This is a genomic window from Caballeronia sp. NK8 (assembly GCF_018408855.1).
Classification (GTDB): domain Bacteria; phylum Pseudomonadota; class Gammaproteobacteria; order Burkholderiales; family Burkholderiaceae; genus Caballeronia.
Genome location: NZ_AP024323.1, coordinates 1439713 through 1457583 on the forward strand (window position 1 = coordinate 1439713; position 17871 = coordinate 1457583).

Annotated in this window: 16 protein-coding genes; 9 read left to right on the forward strand and 7 right to left on the reverse strand. The window is 65.1% G+C overall.

Going from position 1 to position 17871, the window contains the following annotated elements:
* The first annotated feature begins 107 nt into the window (after positions 1-107).
* The 4 genes from NK8_RS21340 to zwf all read left to right on the forward strand — a co-directional run bounded on the left by NK8_RS21340 (position 108) and on the right by zwf (position 5497).
* On the forward strand, positions 108-728 hold the full coding sequence (locus NK8_RS21340; RefSeq protein ID WP_213229539.1) for a glutathione S-transferase family protein: 621 nt from the start codon (positions 108-110) through the stop codon (positions 726-728).
* Positions 729-778: 50 nt separating this feature from the next.
* Positions 779-2875 carry a pyridoxamine 5'-phosphate oxidase family protein gene (locus NK8_RS21345; RefSeq protein WP_213229541.1) on the forward strand — a complete coding sequence of 699 codons (2097 nt, stop codon included), beginning with the start codon at positions 779-781 and terminating at the stop codon, positions 2873-2875.
* A gap of 71 nt (positions 2876-2946) precedes the next feature.
* Positions 2947-3846 carry a LysR family transcriptional regulator gene (locus tag NK8_RS21350; protein ID WP_213229542.1) on the forward strand — a complete coding sequence of 300 codons (900 nt, stop codon included), beginning with the start codon at positions 2947-2949 and terminating at the stop codon, positions 3844-3846.
* A gap of 175 nt (positions 3847-4021) precedes the next feature.
* Complete coding sequence (gene zwf, locus NK8_RS21355) at positions 4022-5497, forward strand: glucose-6-phosphate dehydrogenase (protein ID WP_162068146.1); 1476 nt, start codon at positions 4022-4024, stop codon at positions 5495-5497.
* A 43-nt stretch (positions 5498-5540) separates the two neighbouring features.
* Here zwf and NK8_RS21360 read toward each other — a convergent pair whose 3' ends face one another.
* From NK8_RS21360 to NK8_RS21380, 5 genes are all read right to left on the reverse strand, one after another.
* Positions 5541-6833, reverse strand: coding sequence for an FUSC family protein (locus NK8_RS21360; RefSeq protein ID WP_213229543.1), 1293 nt, complete (start codon positions 6831-6833; stop codon positions 5541-5543).
* A gap of 89 nt (positions 6834-6922) precedes the next feature.
* On the reverse strand, positions 6923-7561 hold the full coding sequence (locus NK8_RS21365) for a LysE family translocator (RefSeq protein ID WP_213229545.1): 639 nt from the start codon (positions 7559-7561) through the stop codon (positions 6923-6925).
* Positions 7562-7654: 93 nt separating this feature from the next.
* Positions 7655-9271, reverse strand: coding sequence for an alkaline phosphatase (locus tag NK8_RS21370; protein ID WP_213229547.1), 1617 nt, complete (start codon positions 9269-9271; stop codon positions 7655-7657).
* On the reverse strand, positions 9229-9819 hold the full coding sequence (locus NK8_RS21375; protein WP_213229549.1) for a universal stress protein: 591 nt from the start codon (positions 9817-9819) through the stop codon (positions 9229-9231). The genes NK8_RS21370 and NK8_RS21375 overlap by 43 nt, the downstream gene beginning before the upstream one ends.
* Positions 9820-9852: 33 nt before the next feature.
* Positions 9853-10239 (reverse strand): TerB family tellurite resistance protein, encoded by a 387-nt coding sequence (locus NK8_RS21380; RefSeq protein WP_162068151.1) that lies wholly within the window; start codon positions 10237-10239, stop codon positions 9853-9855.
* 213 nt (positions 10240-10452) lie between these two features.
* Between NK8_RS21380 and NK8_RS21385 the strand changes: the two genes are divergently transcribed.
* The 3 genes from NK8_RS21385 to NK8_RS21395 all read left to right on the forward strand — a co-directional run bounded on the left by NK8_RS21385 (position 10453) and on the right by NK8_RS21395 (position 13279).
* Entirely contained in the window at positions 10453-11790 is a 1338-nt protein-coding gene (locus NK8_RS21385; RefSeq protein ID WP_213229551.1) for an MFS transporter, read from the forward strand.
* Between the two features lie 317 nt (positions 11791-12107).
* Positions 12108-12590, forward strand: coding sequence for a glycoside hydrolase family 108 protein (locus NK8_RS21390; RefSeq protein WP_162068152.1), 483 nt, complete (start codon positions 12108-12110; stop codon positions 12588-12590).
* A complete protein-coding gene (locus NK8_RS21395) occupies positions 12590-13279 on the forward strand; it encodes a hypothetical protein (protein WP_213230485.1) in 690 nt (229 codons plus the stop codon). Before NK8_RS21390 ends, NK8_RS21395 begins: the two co-directional genes overlap by 1 nt.
* A gap of 701 nt (positions 13280-13980) precedes the next feature.
* On the opposite strand, the gene NK8_RS21400 is transcribed toward NK8_RS21395, so the two are convergent.
* Positions 13981-14466: a periplasmic heavy metal sensor gene (locus NK8_RS21400; protein WP_213229553.1), complete on the reverse strand. Its 486-nt coding sequence runs from the start codon at positions 14464-14466 to the stop codon at positions 13981-13983.
* Positions 14467-14799: 333 nt separating this feature from the next.
* Here NK8_RS21400 and NK8_RS21405 point away from each other — a divergent pair, with 333 nt between their 5' ends.
* On the forward strand, positions 14800-15333 hold the full coding sequence (locus tag NK8_RS21405; RefSeq protein ID WP_213229555.1) for a nucleoside deaminase: 534 nt from the start codon (positions 14800-14802) through the stop codon (positions 15331-15333).
* A 12-nt stretch (positions 15334-15345) separates the two neighbouring features.
* On the opposite strand, the gene NK8_RS21410 is transcribed toward NK8_RS21405, so the two are convergent.
* Entirely contained in the window at positions 15346-16113 is a 768-nt protein-coding gene (locus tag NK8_RS21410) for an IclR family transcriptional regulator C-terminal domain-containing protein (RefSeq protein ID WP_162068155.1), read from the reverse strand.
* Positions 16114-16381: 268 nt separating this feature from the next.
* Here NK8_RS21410 and NK8_RS21415 point away from each other — a divergent pair, with 268 nt between their 5' ends.
* On the forward strand, positions 16382-17791 hold the full coding sequence (locus NK8_RS21415; RefSeq protein WP_162068156.1) for an MFS transporter: 1410 nt from the start codon (positions 16382-16384) through the stop codon (positions 17789-17791).
* Positions 17792-17871: the final 80 nt, after the last annotated feature.

Sequence of the window (17871 nt, forward strand, 5' to 3'; positions counted from 1 at the left end):
AACAGTGATTTGAATTTGCCTGTTATTCTCCTTCTTTGCGCAGGAACCCATACTTGGTTCACAGGACGGGACTTCTCCCGGCCGCCAACCGAATCAGGGAACCTGCCGTGAAGATCTACTACCATCCGCTGTCCGGCCATTCTCATCGCGCGCGACTTTTTCTCAATCTGCTTTCCATCGAGCACGAGGAAGTATTTGTCGATCTCGCTGCCGCCGCGCACAAGACGCCCGAGTTCCTGAAACTGAACCGCTTCGGCCAGCTTCCTGTGCTCGTGGACGGCGAGACGGTCATCGCCGATTCGAACGCGATTCTCGTCTATCTCGCAAAGAAATCCGGCGCCGCGAAATGGCTGCCCGACACGCCCGTCGAAGCCGCCGCCGTGCAGCGCTGGCTGTCGGTCGCGGCGGGCCAGATCGCGTTCGGCCCCGCCGCCGCGCGCCTGATCACGGTGTTCGGTGCGAAATTCGACGCGGACGAAGTCATCGCCCGCGCGCACAACGTGCTCAAAGTGATCGACGCAGAACTGGCGAACCGCGACTGGATCGCGGATATCGGCGCTGCGCATCCGACCATCGCGGACGTCGCGCTCTATAGCTACATTGCGAGCGCGCCCGAAGGCAACGTCGATCTCGCCGCTTACGCCAACGTGAACGCGTGGCTCAAGCGTGTCGAGGCGCTGCCCGGTTTCCTTCCGTTTCAAAAGACGGCCGCGGGTCTCGCGGCGTAAAGTGAGCGCGGCGGCTCGCCGCCGCGCCTGACTCGAAGAGGCATACGATCATGTCCACTTCCGTGCTCCCGAATACAGCTTCCGTCGCCACGCCTTCGCCGTGGCATCGCGGTGAAATCGCCATCCAGAAGGCCTTCGGCGCGCATGAGCGCATGGAGAGCGTCGGGCGGCGCGTCGTGCGCGATTACATGCCGGACCAGCATCGCCAGTTCTTCGCGCAGTTGCCGTTCATCGTGGCGGGCGCCGTCGACGAACACGGCGATCCGTGGGCGACGCTCATCGCCGGGCATCCCGGCTTCATGCACACGCCCGACGCAAAAACGCTGTCGCTGAGCCGCGCGCGCGATCCGCTCGATCCCGCCGACGCCGGCATGGACGACGGCGCATCGGTCGGGCTGCTCGGCATCGAATTGCACACGCGGCGGCGCAACCGCATGAACGGCGTGATCCGCCGCGACGGCGCGAACGCCGCCAGTGCCGAATTCGCCGTGGCCGTCGAGCAGAGTTACGGCAATTGCCCGCAGTACATCCAGCTGCGCGATTTCGACTTCGTGCGCGATCCGGCCGCGCCTTCGCCCGTGCCGCCGGTCGTGCTCGACGCGCTTTCGCCGCGCGCCACGGCGATGATCGCGGACGCGGACACGTTCTTCGTCGCGTCGTATTTCGATCGGGAGGACGGGCATCGGCAAGTGGACGTGTCGCATCGCGGCGGCAAGCCGGGCTTCGTGCGTCTCGCGGACGACGGCTCGTTCACCATTCCCGATTTCGCGGGCAACCTGTTCTTCAACACGCTCGGCAATATTCTCGTGAACGGCCGCGCGGGCCTCGTGTTCGCGGACTTCGAAAGCGGCGACGTGCTGCAACTCGCGGGCGACGCCGAAGTGTTGCTCGATTCGCCCGAAATCGCCGCGTTCCAGGGCGCGGAGCGGCTGTGGCGCTTCACGCCGCGCCGCATCGTGTATCGCGCAGAAGCGCTGCCGATACGGTGGAAGGCGCGCGGCGACGGCGCATCGCCCAATTCGCTGATGACCGGCGACTGGGCGCAAGTGGCCGAGCGCCTCAAGGCCGCCGGGCTCGCCAACGTGTGGCGGACGTTCCGCGTGAGCAAGATCGTCGATGAAAGCGATGCGATCCGCTCCTTCCATCTCGAACCCGCCGACGACGCGGGCATCGTGCCGCATCTGGCCGGCCAGCATCTGCCGATTCGCGTGACGCTGCCGGGCGAAGCGAAGCCGGTGATTCGCACCTACACGCTCTCGGTCGCGCCGTCGGACGGCGTGTACCGGATCAGCGTGAAGCGCGGCGGACGCGTGTCCGCGTATCTGCACGACACGTTGCGAGTCGGCGGCGTGATCGAAGCGCGCGCGCCCGCGGGCGACTTCACGATCGATCCGTTCGAGCGGCGTCCCGCCGTGCTGATGGCGGCGGGCGTCGGCATCACGCCGATGCTCGCGATGCTGCGGCACATCGTCTACGAAGGCCTGCGCAAGCGGCGCGTGCGGCCGGTCTGGATGATCGTGTCGGCGCATTCGCTCGCGAGCCGCGCGTTCACGCGGGAAATCGACGCGCTCGAGCAAAGCGCCGGCGGCGCGGTGAACGTGATCCGCGTGCTGAGCGACACGGACGGCGCAAGCCTGACGCGCGATTACGACGCATCGGGGCGCATCGACATCGATCTGCTGACGAGCCGCCTGCCCTTCAACGACTACGACTTCTATCTGTGCGGGCCGGGCACGTTCATGCAGACGATCTACGACGGCCTGCGCGCGCTCAATGTCGCCGATACGCGCATTCATGCTGAGGCGTTCGGACCGTCGGCGCTGAAACGCACGGCGGATCGCGGCGCGGACGTCAAGCCGATGCGCGCCGCCGCGACCGAACCGGTGAAGATCGAATTCCTGAAGTCGGGCACGAGCGCGCAATGGAAACCGGGCGGCGGCACGTTGCTGGAACTCGCGGAAGCGAGCGGCCTGGCGCCGGAGTTCAATTGCCGGGGCGGCACCTGCGGCACATGCCGCACGCGCATCGTGCAGGGCGCGGTGTCGTATGAAAGCGAGCCCGCGTTCCATGTCGGCGACGATGAAGCGTTGATCTGCTGCGCGATGCCGGCCGCCGAAGAAGGAGACGCGCTCAAGCTGGATCTTTAACGATTGTGCCCCGCGCGCATATCCCCGAGAATGCACGGCATCCTTCAAGCCCGCATGCCTCGTGCTTTCTCATGGACCGTTTACAGGCAATGACGACCTTCGTCACGGTGGTCGAAACCGGCGGCTTCGCCTCGGCCGCGCGCAAGCTCGACGTCTCGCCTTCCGTCGTGAGCCGCGTCGTGACGGAGCTGGAAGAGCATCTCGGCGTGCGCCTGCTCACGCGCACGACGCGCGTCGTGCGCCTCACCGACGCCGGCAGCGGCTATTTCGAGGACTGCCGCCGCATCCTGGGCGACATCGACTCCGCCGAACTCTCCGCCACAGGCACGCACTCGTCGCCGCGCGGCCTGCTTTCGATCACCGCGCCGGTGATGTTCGGCAGGCTGCACGTCACGCCGATCGTGCTCGACTACCTCCAGCGCTATCCCGAAGCCGATGCGAACTGCTGGTTCGTCGACCGCGTGGTCAATCTCGTCGACGAGGGCATCGACGTGGCGGTGCGGATCGCGCAACTGCCGGATTCATCGTTGCAGGCGATCAGTGTCGGGCGCGTGCGGCGCGTGCTGTGCGCGTCGCCCGCCTATCTCGCGAAGCACGGCACGCCGCGTCATCCCGACGATCTCGCCGCGCATGTCGTGATTGCGTCGACGGGCTCGTCGACGCCGCCGGAATGGCGGCTGCACGACGGCGAGCGGCAGATTCTCGTGCGCAACCATGCGCGCTTCACGACGACCACCAACGATTCGGCCATCGCCGCCGCGCTCGCGGATTTCGGCATCGCGCGGTTGATGTCGTATCAGATCGCGCAGCATGTGAACGAGGGAAGCTTAGTCATCGTGCTGCCCGAATTCGAGCCGCCGCCCTTGCCGATCCATCTCGTGCATCGCGAAGGACGCCATGTCACGCAGAAGGTGCGCGCGTTTCTCGACCTCGCCGTGGCCACCCTGCGGGCCGATGAATCGTTGCGCTAAGGCGCGCTAAACATACGCGCTGTCGGTGACATTTCGTCCATCGTCGGTCGAATCGAACGGCCGTTAGCACGACTGCCGTGCAAAATGCCGGCAAAACATGCAACATAGCTGTCTCGAACGATCGCACCGATCGCCGCGCTTTCGGCTTTCCTGAACCTTTACCGGCTCACGCACCATGACGAATCCAACTTCTCCCTCGAATGAACGCCCGCTCGACATGATCATCTTCGGCGGCGGCGGAGACCTGGCGGCGCGCAAGCTGCTGCCTGCGCTCTACATGGCGCACATGCACTGCAACCTGCCCGCCGACACGCGCATTCTCGCGATCGGCCGCAAGGACTGGGCGCGCGAGGATTACCTGAAAAACTTCATGGAAGAACAGGCGCGCCCGTTCATCGACGCCAAGGCGTTCGATGCGCAGTCGTGGGACAAATTCCTCGCGCTGTTCGACTACGTGCGGGTCGACGTGGAAAACCCCGGCGACTTCCAGCGTCTGGCGCAGGCCGTGCGGCCCGGCTCGCAGCGCGTGCTGTATCTGTCGACGTCGCCGGAACTGTTCGTCACCATCTGCGAGAACCTCGACAGCGCCGGCATTCTCGATGACCACGCGCGCGTCGTGCTGGAAAAACCGCTCGGTCACGATCTCGCCTCCGCGCGCGCGATCAACGATGCGGTCGGCAAGCACTTCAAGGAAGAGCAGATCTATCGCATCGACCATTATCTCGGCAAGGAAACGGTGCAGAACCTGATGGTGCTGCGCTTCGGCAACGCGATCTTCGGGCCGCTGTGGCAGGCGCCGTACATCAAGAGCGTGCAGATCACGGTGTCGGAGACGGTGGGCGTCGGCAGCCGCGCGGGCTTCTACGATCACACCGGCGCATTGCGCGACATGGTGCAGAACCACTTGCTGCAACTGTTGTGTATCGTCGCGATGGAGCCGCCCGTATCGCTCGATCCGGACGCCGTGCGCGACGAGAAGCTGAAGGTGCTGAAATCGCTGCGGCCGATGACCGTCGCCGATACCGCGCGCGATACCGTGCGCGGCCAGTACACGGCGGGCGCGGTGGGCGGCGAGGCGGTGAAGGGCTATCTCGAGGAGCCGAACGTGCCGGCCGACAGCCGCGCGGAAACCTTCGTCGCGTTGCGCGCGCATATCAACAACTGGCGCTGGGCCAATGTGCCGTTCTTCCTGCGCACGGGCAAGCGCATGCAGAACCGCCGCTCCGAGATCGTCATCGACTTCGCGGACCTGCCGTTCTCGATCATTCCGGACGGCCCGCGTCATTACGGCAACCGGCTCACCATCACGCTGCAGCCGGAAGAATCCATTCAGCTTCAGATGATGGCAAAGGAGCCGGGCAGCGGCATGCATATGCAGCCGGTCACGCTCAATCTCGATCTCCAGCAGGCGATGACGCAGCGGCGCGCCGAGGCGTATGAGCGCCTGTTGATCGACGTGATTCGCGGCAGGCTCACGCACTTCATGCGGCGCGATGAACTGGAAGCGGCGTGGACGTGGGTCGAACCGATCCTCAATGGCTGGAAGGAACTGGGCGATCGGCCGCGTGGATATACGGCGGGGACGTTCGGGCCCGCGGCGTCCAGCGCGCTGATGGCGCGGGAGAATCAGGCCTGGGCGGAAGAGGCTTGAATCGCTGAATCGCGATGTACACGGCGGTGCGGGTGGCGCGGTGTCACCGCATCGCGGTGTGCGGCGACCGCCTCGCCCTCCACCCCGCCCCCACCGCCATCACCCCCGACAGCACCACGACCCCGCCCAGAATCCCCGCCAGCCTCATGGCCGCCGGCATCGGATCCGACGACCAATGATGATCCTGCACGAACACCATGATGAACGCGATGCTGAACTGCCGTCCGACATAGCTCGCGCCTTGCGCGCCCGTCTGCACGTGGCACCCTATCCACACGCCGGCGCACAGCGCGATCATGCAGGCGAACGCGTTCTCGCCGAGCACCGGCAGTAGCGCAAGACTCACCGCGCCCGCCAGCAGACAACCGATGAACCGCTGCACCATGCGCTCCGCAACCGGCTTGTGCGTCGGCTTGCCGAGCGCCGATGCGGGCAGGATCAGCACGGCGACCGCCGTCACCATCGCCTGCGCGAAGCCCGGCAGATTCCACGTGTAGGCGAGCGCCGCCAGAATCATCACCGACCACGCGGCCTGCCACGCGAGGCGCTTGCGCATCGCGAGCGCGGTCTGCTCGGCGCGCGCGATATGCATCGCATCGAGCGCCTGCACGGCCTGCGCGGCATCGGAAGGAATCACGGTGACGGTCTGCGCGTTGACGCCATCGACGCGATCGACCGTCGATGCCGCCTGCGCGCGCGGCACCGGCGCCGTCCCGCGCGACTTCCGATAGTGCTGCACGCCCGCATGAAACAGCGCCGACACGGCCACGCTCGCTACCGTCCCGACGATCACCTCCGCCACCCGCAGCAGCGCGAACGACGCCGTCGCCGCCGCCGACACGAGCCGATGCGCCTCGAACGTCACCATCAGCGCCGTCACCGCGCCGAGCACCCACGCGTAGCCCGCGTCGGACACGAGCGCGCGATACACCGACACGCCCACGATCAAGCCGAGCAGCGGCACGAAAAACCACGGCATGTCGCCGATCACAGGCCCCGCCACCGCGCCGATGAGCGCGCCCGCGACCGTGCCGACCACGCGCTGCACGCCGCGCTGCGCGCACGCCGAGAACTTCGACTGCATGACGGCAAAGCCGCTGATGGCCGCCCACCAGATGTTGCTCAGGTGGAACGCATAGGCGAGCGCTACGGCGAGTCCGACCGACAACATCGCCTGCGTGGCGAAGAGCGCGCGCGCCGGCGTCGGTCTGATGGCGACGAGTTCGCGCCCCAGCGCGCCGAACGCATCGCGGATGATGTGGGCAAGCGCGCCCAGCGCCGCTGCGCTTTCGTGTTGAATAGGATGGGCTTGGCGCGGGGAATCGTCGGTGGGCATCGTTCTGGCGATTGTTCAGGCGTGTGCCTTGAGCGTAGCCGCCGATCGTCCAGAAGCAAAGCCGAACCGCAAAAGATGCGGCAAATCCGCTACACGCGCGAAGTCAGCAGCCGAATGCCCGCCGCGCCGAACACGAGCGCGAGGCAGGCATCGAGACCGCGCTGGATGCGCTTGTAGATGCGCCGCGCGGCGGCCATCGAAAAGAGCGCGGCATAGCCGCCGAACACGCACGCGCCGATGCACAGGCACCCCGCGACCACCGCGAGCATATGCCCCGGCCCCTCGCCCGCCGACGATCCGAGCGCCGCCACCGACATCCACACGAGAATCGCTTTCGGGTTGGTGAGATGCAGCATCGCGCCGCGCGCGTAGAGCTTGCGGCCGCTTTGTCCCCGCGCATCCGCCGATGATTGACGCGCCGGCGGCTTCCATGCCGCGCGCCCCGACTTGAACGCGAGCCACAGCAGATAGATCCCGCCGCAGATCTTCACGCCGATGAGAAAGCCCGAGTACGCCGTCAGCGCGGCGGAGAGGCCGAGCGCGGCGAGCATCGCCCAGAAGAACGAGCCGGACATCACGCCCGCGGCAAACGCGAACGCCGCGCGCCGCCCCGACGTGCTCGCAATCGACATGATCGCGAGATTGCTCGGCCCGGGACTTGCCGTGCCGACGAAATACGCCGAGTAAGCGATCAGCAGATTCGTGCTGAAAAAGACGTGGCCGTTCATGGCGGTTGCGGGTCCGTTCGAATGCCCGTCAGTGTGCGCGAACGCAGGCCGAAGCGTCCATGAACGCTTCGCATCCACGTGGGCAGGCCAGTTTCACGCCTCCGGATCGAGCTTGACTTCGTAGAGCGAGCGGCCATTCAGATCATGCAGCGAGACGGTCAGTGCGCGGCTCGCGGGATCGATCTTGGCGCGGCCATAGAACTGTTGCAGCGCCGCGGGCGAGCGGTTCTGCGGGTTGTCCTTCGGCACGCTCACGTAGCGCAATTCCGGACCGAAGGTCATGTCGAGATCGTTCGGGCCGAAGGTGCCCGCGTTGATCGGGCCGCCGACGAATTCCCAGAACGGCTTGAACTCGGTGAACTTCGCGCGCGACGGATCGTAGTGCGTCGCCTGCGCGTAGTGCACGTCGGCCGTGATCCACACGACGTTGCGGATGTCCTCCTGCTTGATGAAGCGCAGGATCTCCGCCAGCTCCAGTTCGCGTCCGAGCGGCGCGCCGTTTTCCGCGTTGGCCCAGGCTTCGAACGTGCCTTTCGGCACATCGGGGTTCGCATCGGGCACGACGAGCGAGATCGGCATGTCGCTCGCAATCACCTTCCACGTCGCGCGCGACGCCTTCAGCGATGCCTTCAGCCACGCCGTCTGCTGCGAGCCGAGGAACGCCGCATCGGCATCGAGACGCGTCTGCCGGTTCGGCGAATTCGCGCCGCGATACGAACGCTCGTCGAGCATGAACACGTCGAGCAGCGGGCCGAACTGAAAGCCGCGATAGACCTGCTCCGGATCGAGCTGATTGATGCGGTACGGGTTGTATTCGAACATCGCCTGCTTCGCGCGCGCTTCGAGCAGATCGATCGAGCGCGTCTGATAGCGCTTCTCCGCCTCGCCGATGCGCTGACCCGGATACCAGTTGTTGCGCACTTCGTGATCGTCCCATTGCACGATAAACGGCACCTCGGCGGCGAAGCGGCGCTTGTTTTTGTCGAGCTGGTTATAGGCGAAGGCCGCGCGATAATCGTCGAGCGTCTGCGCGACGTGCGACTTGCCTTCGGTGACGAGGTTGGTCCACAGCGTGCCATCGGGCAGACGCACGTCGGCTTCGATCACGCTGTCGGCGTAGATCTGATCGCCCTGATGGATGAAGAAATCCGGCGACTCGCGGCGCATCGCTTCATAGATGCGATAGCCGCCGAAACGCTCGTTGATGCCCCAGCCCTGCCCGGCTTCGTCGCCCGAAAAGACGAAGCACACCGGCTTGTCCGCATCGAGCGATGCCGTGCGCAAACGTCCCGTCACGGGCTCGCTATGCGCCTTGCCATCGACGAGATCCTGAAAGCGCACGCGATAGAACACGTCCGCGCCGGGCGGCAGGCCGGTGAGATCGACGCGCGCCGTGAAGTCGCTGCCCTCGAGCGCCGCCGGCCCGATGCGCCGCTGAAACGTCCTGAAGTTCTCGCTCGTCGAATATTCGACGATCATGCGCGCCGGCCGGTCCGCGCGGCTCCACACGATGCCGCTCGTCGCGGTGACGTCGCCGCTCATCACGCCGCCGGGCAGTTGCGGACGCAGCTTGTCGGCGGTGACGACGGCGGGCGCGACGCCTTGCGCGAGTGCATCGGCGAGACCCGCGCCCGTGAGGGCGAGTCCCGTGCCGGAAACGAGTCCCTTCAGCAAGGTGCGTCGGGACGGTTTGACGATGCGATCCGGCATGGCGAGCTTCCTCTCGAACTGTACGATGGGCTAGTGGCGTGCTGCGTCGAATCGCCGATGGTAAAACGTAACGGTGTCGCTTTTGTTGCAACGGGCGCTTCATTGTCCGCGTGATTCGTGGCGATCAGCACGCGCCGGTTGCTGTGACGGCTCACCGCATCGGACACGCGCTCTTCCCAGAAGCGCCAGTTCGTGGCCCTGCTGCGGCCGATCACGATGAGGTCCGCATCGAACTCGCGCGCCGCCTGCGCGATCGTGCGTGCGAGCGTCGTGCCGCTCGGCAGGTCCATCGTCACGCACAGGCCGTTGATGCTCGATGCGCGTATCGCCTGCAAGGTGCGCTTTTCGACTTCGCGCGCGAGCTGTTCGATGTGCGCGAACGCCGCGCCGAAATCATGCTGCGCGGACGATACGGCCCAGAACGGCATACGGTCGACCACATGAAGGGCCGTGAGGCGCGCGTTGAATTCGCGGGCCCGCGCGATGCCGAGCGCGAGCGCGGCATGACTCAGGCCCGGCCCCACCGCGACGAGAATGTGCTGTTGCATGATGTCGTCTCCTTGTGTCGAACGTCGCGCGCTTCAGTGCATGCGCCACGCGCGCCTGACCGCATCGATCACGGCGGCTTCGGTGAACGTCATCACGCCGTCCGCGACCACCGCGGATTCGCAGAGCGTGAGCACATCGCGTCGCATTCGCTCGCAGCGCACTTCTTTGGCGAGCTGCTGCACGACATGCGGATCGACGCGGCACGCCTCTTCCCAACTGAGATACGCATCACGCATGAGGTCCTCGCACACCTCCTGCACGATCTCATGCAGCTCGCCGGGATCGAGCCCGAGACGCGCGTAGAAACCGCGCCGTTCGAGCTCTTCCACTTCGGCGCTGCCGATATGCCCGTCCGCGATCAGCGACATCACGACGATGCGCGCGGCCGCACGGGGACTGTCCGATGGATAGTGGCGCATGACTCTTCTCCTCGATGAAACGTGGTCGACGAAAAGCGGTGCGAGTGTTTTCGATGAGACCGCGCCGCCTGGTTGAATCACATCGTAGGGACGGAGAATGAGCATCGAATGAGCGCGTCATACCCGCACGGTATGGGCCTAGTCCGCATCGGTATTGGACGCGGCGCGCGTTGCTCTCGTACGCTCCGGCGGATACCAAGAACGGAGATAACCATGAGCACGCCTCTCGATATCGCGTCGCTGATCGACAAGGAACGCATCCGGCCATTTCAGTGGGCCATCTTCCTGTTGTGCTTCGCGACCACCCTCTTCGATGGCTTCGACACGCAGGCCATCGCGTACACGGGCCCCGCCATCGTCGCGGCCTTCGGTCTTGCGCCCGGCGATCTCGCGCCGATCCTGATCGCGGGCACGCTCGGCATGACCATCGGCGCGATGACGCTCGGGCTCGTCGGCGATCGCGTGGGGCGGCGTCCGGCGCTGCTCGGCGGTGTCGCGCTGTTCAGCATCGCATCGCTGGCGACGGCGTTCGCGAGCGGCACGGAGCAGATTCTCGTGCTGCGCTTCATCGCGGGACTGGGCATGGGCGGCTGCACGCCGGTGCTGCTCGCGCTCGCGGCGGAATTCGGACCGGCGCGGCATCGCGGCGCGATCATGACGGGCGTGCTGCTCGGCCTGCCCGCGGGCGCGATGCTCGGCGGCCTGCTCGCCGCGCGCATGATGCCCGTGATCGGCTGGCAAGGCGTGTTCATCGTCGGCGGTGCGGCGCCGCTCGCGCTGCTCGTGCTGCTCTGGTTCGCGCTGCCGGAATCGCTGCATTACCTCGTGACACGTTCGCGCGACGATCACCGCGCCGCGCGCGACATGCTTTCGCGCATCGTGACCTGGCCGCTCGCCGACGACGCCCGCTTCGCGGTGCATGAGGCGAGCACGCGCGCGAGCGTCGCCGCGCTCTTTCGCGAAGGCAACGCGCGCAACACGCTGGCGATCTGGGCCGTCTACTTTTTCAACTGGATCGCGTGGTTCATGTTCCTGTCGTGGCTTCCGACCGTGCTGAAGGCCGCGGGCCTGCCCGCCGCGCAGGCGCCGCTCGGCACGGTGGTCGTGAACGCGGTGTTCATCGTCTGCGCGATTCCGCTTTCCATCGTGTTGCCGAAGATCAGCACGCGGCGCCTGCTGATCGCGTTGCTCGCACTCGGTATCGCGATTGCCATCGGGCTTGCGTATGCGGGTACGTCGTGGGGGCTCGTGTTCACGCTCGCGGGCGCGGCCGGGCTCGGCATCGGCGGGCAACAGATCGCGCTCAACTATCTCGTGGTCGGCGCGTATCCGACGACGCTGCGCGCGACGGCCACCGGCTGGGCCATCGGCATGGGGCGCGTGGGCGCGATCGCCGGATCGGCCGTCGGCGGCGCGTTCCTCAACATGGGCGGACCGAGCGGCTTCTATCTGACGCTCGCCGTGCCGCTCGCCGCAGCGCTGCTCGCGGTCATCGCGATCCGCACGAACGAGCGCGAAGCCGACACGTCGCTCGCGCCCGCCCCGCACTGAGCCACTGATCCACTGATCCACTGATCGCTGTCTGCGCAGGCCGAACATACGCCCTCCAAAAGCGTTCGCCGGCGCACGACAGTTCGCTTTTCTCCGCCCTTCTCCTTGCGCCCGCCGAGCCTTGTCACACAAGGCTCGCATGCATTTCACGCGTGATCTGGCACGGCTGGTGCATTAAGCCCTGCCGTCGCGTCATGACTGCCTGCCACTGTTTGACGCGACCGGGCCGGTCGCCTCGCGCGCCGGCCCGTTTCTTCCGGCGCCGCGGTTCGACTCGCGAAGTTCCGGCGGCACGTGCAGGCGCCAAGGAGATCACCATGAACAGTTTCGATGACGCCTTCGAAGCGCTGATCGGCAGCGAAGGCGGTTACTCGTTCCATCCGGCGGACCCGGGCGGCGAAACGATGTGGGGCGTGACGGCGCGCGTCGCGCGCGGCTACGGCTATGCGGGCGCGATGAAGGACCTGCCGCTCGAACTCGCGAAACGCATCGCCAAGCAGAAGTACTGGGACCCGCTGCATCTCGACGAATTCGATCCGCGCGTCGCCTTCCAGATTTTCGATGCGAACTACAACGGCGGCCTCGTCGTGCTGTGGATGCAAAAGGCATCGGGCGCGAAGGAAGACGGCAAGTTCGGCCCCGATACCGTCGATGCCGTGAAAGCCGCCGATCCGATGCGCTTCGTATTGCGCTTCATTGCCTATCGATTGCGTTATCTGAAGGGCCTGCATGCCTGGCCGACGTTCAGCCGCGGCTGGACCGAGCGCATGGCGACGAATCTTCTTCTGGGAGCAGCATGATGGACTGGTCGAAAGTGGCGGCAACGATCGGCGCGAAGGCGCCTCTTCTGGCGGGTCTCATCGGCGGGCCGGTCGGGCTCGGTGTGACGACGGCGGCCGCGATCATCTCGCATGCGCTCGGCACGCCGGGCGATCCGGATGTCGTCGAGACCGCGCTCAACGACCCCGCCGCGCTGGAAAAAATCAGTCAGGCGGAAAGCGCGAACTCGTTGCAGTTGCAGCAACTCGTGGTGGCGGCGGCGCAGGCGCGCCTGTCGTTCGAAGCCGACATGGCGCGCATCGCGGCGGGCGATCGCGCCGATGCGCGCGCCATGGGCATCGCGAACAAGGACTGGGTGCCGAAGGTGCTCGCGATGAGCGTCACGGCCGGCTTCTTCGGCATCCTGCTGCTGATGGCGCTGCGCGCGCTGCCCGAAGCGAACCGCGATCTCGTGAACGTCGTGGTGGGCGCGCTCGGTACCGCGTGGATCAGCATCATCGGCTATTACTTCGGGACTTCGGCGGGCTCGATGCGCAAGACCGAGCTGCTTGCGCAGCCCAGCGTGCCGATTACGTCCGAGACGGCCGTCACGCTGCGCGATCCTGCACCGGCGACGGCTTCGCGTGATCAGTCCGGTGCAAGTGCTGATCACGCGCCGCGTGCGTTCATGCCGGGGGGGCAAGGGCCGATCTTTACGGGCGGGGCTTAGCCGCCGGATCCCGTTGGCGTGTCGGTCGGTTAGCGTTGCCCCTGTGCGGGGCGGCACCTACTTTCTTTGCTGCTGCAAAGAAAGTAGGCAAAGAAAGCAGCTCGAGACGCCCGCGGTCATACGCAATTTGGGTGTTCTTCTCGCTGTTCGTGGCCTCTGTAGCGAGTGCCCTCGTAGGCCTAACCGGGCATGGACCGCGCACGGTCTGACTAGCTAGTTCTTATCGTGCGCTGGTTCAGCACGAAATAGCTTCGGCACAGCGCTGCGCGCTGCCGTTGGGTATGCAAGGGAAACCGACGAGAAAAGGGAAACGCAGAAGCACACGCAGACCCGATTGACCCATCGGCCGCGAAGCGGGCCGGAGCTATTTCGTGCTGAACCAGCCACTTACGCGGCGCGACGTGTCAGACCGTGCGCGGTCCAAGCCCAGTTAGGCCTACGAGGGCACTCGCTATGGACGCCACGAGCGAGGAGAAGACTACCCAAATTGCGTGTGACCGCGGGCGTATCAGGCTGCTTTCTTTGGTTACTTTCTTTGCAGCAGCAAAGAAAGTGACTGCCGCCCCGCACAGGGGCAGTGCTAATAGACCAACACGACAACGGGATCCGGCGAAAGAAGAGCCCGAAGCATATCAGGCACCTTAGCCAAGCAACTTTGCGTTCCTTAGCATAACTCCCGACACACTCCAGGCATCATCGCGTCAGAGCCCGGTTCGCGGATCGTAGGGCCGCGCCGGATGATGCGCGATGTTTTCGAACTGTGGCCTGATCGCATCGCTGAAGGTGGTCTTCTGCTGATCGTTCAGTCCGCTATAGAACATGAGCCAGGCCTTCGCCGATTGCTCGGATAGGGGCGCGTCCTGCTGCCGGACCTTCTCATCCATCGAGTGCAGCGCGGAGAGATCGAGAATCGGCTGCTTGAGCATCGTCTGCATGCGCGCCTGCATCTGATCGGCGTTCATGCGCTCGGAAGCATGGCTCTGGCGCATCGCGTCGAGCGCGGCCTGCCATCGGACTTCCTGATCGGCGGTGAGGTTCAGCCGATCGTGCAGCGTGCGTATGTCGAGCGGCTGTACGCGGGCAGCCGGAGGGTTGTCCATCGGAAGCGACTGCGCATAGACCGGCGCGGAGCCGACGCCCAGCGAGAGCGCGGTGACGACGCTCAACACCGAAAGCTTGAGAAGCATGCTACTGCGTGCCGAAACGTTAAGTCGGGTCATGTCGTTTCCCCTTTCCTTTTGTCGATGTCGGGCGGTGTCGCCGCAACCATGGATCGAAGTTTAGGGACGGGGAATTAGGCGAAAGTGAGGAGGCGTGAGCGCTGGTCCCGAAAACCCTCACCTTTCGGCTGCGCGCGGAAGCCGCCAAGCCCCGCCGGGCGCGGCTGAGCGCCCCCAGCCAGCACCCGCTCCCGAAAACCCTCACCTTGCGCTTATTCCCGCTATCGCCGCACGCGTAATCACCCGGCTTTTTGCCGCGCTATCCTGCCCTTCCCATCAGCATGCGAAGGAGACGCCTACATGCCCATCACCACGCCCAGCACCCGACACGACGATCTTCCGCCGCAAGGTCGCACGCCCACGCGCGAGCAGGTCGTGCGGCATCTGCGGCACGCGAGCGCCGTCGCCGAGCGCGCGACCCTGCTCGGCCATCATCCGTTCGGCGCGATTCTGGTCGGGCCGGATCAGGAAACCGTGTTGATGGAGCAAGGCAACGTCGATACGGTGAATCACGCCGAGTCGGTGCTCGCGCGTGTCGCGGCGCTCAACTTCACGCCGGAGTATCTGTGGGGATGCACGCTCTATACGTCGGTCGAGCCGTGCTGCATGTGCGCGGGCACGGCGTACTGGGCCAACATCGGACGCGTCGTGTACGGACTCACCGAAGCGCGTCTGCTCGAAGCCACCGGCAATCACGCCGAGAATCCGACGATGAGCGTCTCGTCGCGCTATGTCTACGATCATTGCCAGAAGCCGGTCGAACTGCTCGGCCCGATCGCGGAAGTCGAGGATGAAGTGCTGCGCGTGCAGCGCGACTTCTGGTCCAAACGATAAAAACGATAAACGTCAGATCACGTTCAGCATCGACAACGCCGTCTCCTGCAACGGCTGCAACACGCGGGCGAGCGCCGCCTCGCCCGTCTCCTTGCCCATCGGCATGTTCGCCGACAACGCCGCCACCACCTCGCCGTGGCGGTTCTTCATCGGCACCGCGACGCCGCGCACGCCCATCTGCAGTTGCTGCTCTATCGCGACATAACCATCCACGCGCGCCTGGCGAATCTTCTCGTACAGCCTGTCCTTATTGGTGATGGTGAGCGGCGTGAAGGGCTTGAACTCGGTAGCCTCCAGCCAGCCGCGCACCGCCGTCTCGTTCATGTACGCGAGCATCGCGATGCCGCCCGACATCAGCGCGGCCGGCACCCGCGCGCCGAGCACGAAGCCCGTCGTCATCACGCGCGTGGAGCCGTTGCGCGCGATGATCACGAGATCCCAGTCGTCGAGCACGCTCACGTACACCGACTCGTGGATCAACGCGCTCAACTGCTGCAGATAAGGCTGAACGATGCGCGGCAAGCGCGCCGATTCGAAATACGACCAACCCATGCGCAGCACGCGCGGCGTGAGGTTGAAGAGCTTGCCGTCGGTCTGCACGTAGCCGAGATGCGCGAGCGTCAGCAAATAGCGGCGCGCGGCGGTGCGCGTGAGGCCCGTGCGCGTCGCGGCCTGCGTCGGGGTCATGCGCGCGTGCTGATCGTCGAAGGCTTCGAGGATCGCGAGACCCTTTTCCAGACCGGCGATCCAGTCGCGTTTGTCGAGTTCCGGTTTAGTCATGCCGACATGCTTGTTTAGTTATGGAACGCAGGCTGTTTCGGCGCTCCAGCAAAGCCATTTGCTAGTGCTAACCCCCAAAGTGATCGATTATCGGACACTCGCGTACGATAATCGCGCAAAATTTATCACAAAGCGTTGATCGAAAGGGGTTGCGCTCTTATTCTCCAATCACTTTCAGAGCGACGCGCAAATTCCCGTGAGTCGAATGCTCCGCCGCTCGATCAGGTTCCCAGGCTCAACTCCATAAACCCATTTCGGAGACATCTCTATGGCTAGCCCCAAGGACGACGCGCACGGCGGACGCCAGGCGAAAAAAGCGACTGCGAGCGGCTGGATCGGCTCGGCGCTCGAGTATTACGACTTCTTCATCTACGCCCAGGCGGCAGCGCTCATTTTCCCGCAGTTGTTCTTCCCCTCGGGCAATCCGAAAGTGGCGATCATCGCGTCGCTCGCGACCTACGGCGTGGGCTACGTCGCCCGTCCGATCGGCGCATTCGTGCTCGGCCATCTGGGCGATACGCACGGCCGCAAGAACGTACTGCTGATCTGCATGTTCCTGATGGGTTTCTCGACGATGGCCGTCGGTCTGCTGCCGACGTATCACAGTGTCGGCATGCTGGCTCCGGCATTGCTGGTCGTGTTGCGTCTGGTCCAGGGCTTCGCGGTGGCGGGTGAAATCTCCGGCGCCAGTTCGATGATTCTCGAGCACGCACCGTTCGGACGCCGCGGTTTCTACGCGAGCTTCACGCTGCAAGGCGTGCAGGCCGGCCAGATTCTCGCCGCCGCCGTGTTCCTGCCGCTCGCCATGTTCATGCCGGAAGACATGTTCAATTCGTGGGGCTGGCGCATTCCGTTCCTGCTGTCGGCCTTCGTGCTGGTCGCGGGCTACATCATCCGTAAGGAAGTGCACGAAACCCCGGCGTTCACGTCCGAAGAGTCGCACGGCGATCTGCCGAAGTCGCCGATCAAGGAAGCGTTCGCCAACAGCACGCCCGATATGATCCGCGTCGTCTGCATGGCGCTGATGAACGTGATTCCGGTCGTCGCGACGATCTTCGGTGCGGCGTATGCGGTGCAGGCTTCGTACGGCGTCGGCTTCCACAAGAGCGTGTATCTGTGGATTCCGGTGGTCGGCAACATCGTCGCGGTGCTGGTGATTCCGTTCGTCGGCAACCTGTCGGACAAGATCGGCCGCAAGCCGCCGATCATCGTCGGTGCGCTGCTCTCGGGTGTGCTGGCGTTCGCCTATCTCTACGCGATCAGCATCCACAGCGTGCCGCTCGCCTTCGCGATGTCGATCCTGATGTGGGGTGTCGTGTACCAGGGCTATAACGCGATCTTCCCGAGCTTCTACCCGGAACTGTTCCCGACCCGCTCGCGTGTTTCGGCGATGGCGATTGCGCAGAACATCGGCACCACGATCACCGCGCTGCTGCCCGCGCTGTTCGCAGCGGTGGCGCCGCCGGGATCGAACAACATCCCGGTGATCGTCGGCTCGATTGCGTTCGGCGTGACGATCATTGCGGCGATCGCGGCGTACTCGGCGCGTGAAACCTATCGCATCCGCCTGAACGATCTGGGCAAGAAGGACGCAGTGCCGATGAGCGAGCAGGAATACGAACGTCTGCGTGCCGACTCGATCTCCGTGGAAAAAGTCGCCAAGGCGCACCACGCGTAACGATGACTGTGCTGGAGTGATTTGCCGGGCCCTGCGGGGCCCGTTTTTTTTGTGGCGTTCATTTCGCGATAACATCAATG